The sequence below is a fragment of the Polaromonas sp. genome (assembly GCF_030682935.1).
Taxonomy (GTDB): Bacteria; Pseudomonadota; Gammaproteobacteria; order Burkholderiales; family Burkholderiaceae_C; genus Polaromonas.
In genome coordinates, this window is the sequence record NZ_JAUXNA010000163.1 from 1 (window position 1) to 1718 (window position 1718).

The 1718-nt window shown below is 60.1% G+C and carries 2 protein-coding genes and 1 tRNA gene; all 3 read right to left on the reverse strand.

The window, feature by feature from the left end; genetic code table 11:
- Positions 1 to 1067 (reverse strand): trigger factor (gene tig, locus Q8K05_RS07665; protein ID WP_305245950.1); only part of this gene is annotated, 1067 nt, incomplete at its 3' end.
- A gap of 110 nt (positions 1068 to 1177) precedes the next feature.
- Positions 1178 to 1264: transfer RNA gene (locus Q8K05_RS07670), tRNA-Leu, on the reverse strand.
- A gap of 118 nt (positions 1265 to 1382) precedes the next feature.
- Positions 1383 to 1718, reverse strand: a 336-nt coding sequence (locus Q8K05_RS07675) for an efflux RND transporter permease subunit (protein ID WP_305245952.1), incomplete at its 5' end; no start/stop codon positions are given.

Genomic DNA, 1718 nt, shown 5'->3' on the forward strand with positions numbered 1-1718 from the left:
ACGACCAGACCCAGGCGCACACGCTTTTCAGCTTGCGGGCGGAAGATGTCGTCAGGAATTGGCGCCTTGTCAGCGTCCTTGATGCCGCGCTGCTTCAGGTCGGCCCTGGCGCCTTCAACCAGGCGGTCGAGCTCAGCCTGCACGCTCGAATTGGGCAAGTCGAGCTCGGCATTGGCCACCAGCGCGTCCATGACGGCGTTCTTGTTGCGGGCCAGCAAGCGGAACTTGACTTCGCGCTCGAGGTTTTTCTTGATGTCGGCGCGCAGGCCTTCGACCGTGGCGTCCGCAATGCCCAGCGACTTGGCCAGTGCTTCGTTGACTTCGGGCAGATGGGCCGCTTCGATTTTCTTGACGGTCACCAGGAAGTCGGCTTGTTTGCCGGCCACGTCCTTGCCGTGATAGTCCTCGGGAAAGCTCAGCGGAAAGGTCTTGCTTTCGCCGCTTTTCATGCCGCGCACGGCGCCTTCAAACTCCTTGAGCATCTGGCCGTCACCCACGATGAACTGGAAATCCTCGGCTTTGCCGCCAGCAAAGGTTTCGCCGTCGATCTTGCCTTCGAAGTCGATGGTGGCACGGTCGCCGTCCTGCGCTGGCGCGTCAGCCGCGCGCTGGGCAAACGTGCGGCGCTGCTTGCGCAGGATGTCTATGGTTTTGTCGATCGCGGCATCGCTGACTTCAGCGCTGACTTTTTCAACTTCGGCACCGGCCAGATCAGCGATCCGGACTTCGGGATAGACCTCGAAAATGGCATCAAACGCCAGCTCACCCTCGGGTGCGCCTTCTTTTTCGCTGATGCGGGGCTGGCCGGCAACGCGCAGTTTGGCTTCGTTGGCCGCCGAGGCAAAGGCTTCGCCGACCTTGTCGTTCATGACTTCGTAGTGCACGGAGTAGCCATAACGCTGGGCCACCACGCTCATCGGCACCTTGCCGGGACGAAAACCGTCCATTTTTACCGTGCGTGCCAACTTTTTCAGGCGGGAATCGACTTCCGACTGGATGGTGTTGAGGGGCAGCGTCAGCGTCATTTTGCGCTCGAGCTTTTCAAGAGTTTCGACAGTCACAGCCATGATGGTTTCCTAAAATCAAAAATATTCAAAACAGGGCTTTCACCTGACAGGCTGCAATGAAGCAGCACTACCTGATGGCTTGGGCACAGCTGCCACTAAACCATCAGGGGTGGTGCGCGGGGGGGGACTCGAACCCCCACACCATTGCTGGCGTCAGGACCTAAACCTGGTGCGTCTACCAATTTCGCCACCCGCGCGCCTGAAAAAACAACGGGAATCCGAACATGTTCAGAATTCCCGCTTGAAATCGGTCAACTTTTTATTTTAGCCTGTATCAGGGGCGATTTCCCCCGGGCCGTGTATCGCCACGCGGATTCACGCTGTGGCCGGTGCACCGCCCTCTTCCCTTTTCACGCGAAACCAGGCGGCATACATGGCCGGCAATGCCAACAGGGTCAGCACGGTCGCCACGATCAGCCCACCCATGATGGCCACCGCCATGGGACCCCAGAACACGCTGCGCGACAGCGGAATCATGGCCAGCACAGCCGCAGCGGCCGTCAATACGATAGGCCGCAGACGCCGCACGGCGGACTCGACAATCGCATCCCAGGCCGGGACACCGCGCGCACGGTCCTGCTCGATCTGGTCAATCAGGATCACCGAGTTGCGCTGGATCATCCCCATCAGCGCGATCACGCCGAGCAGCGC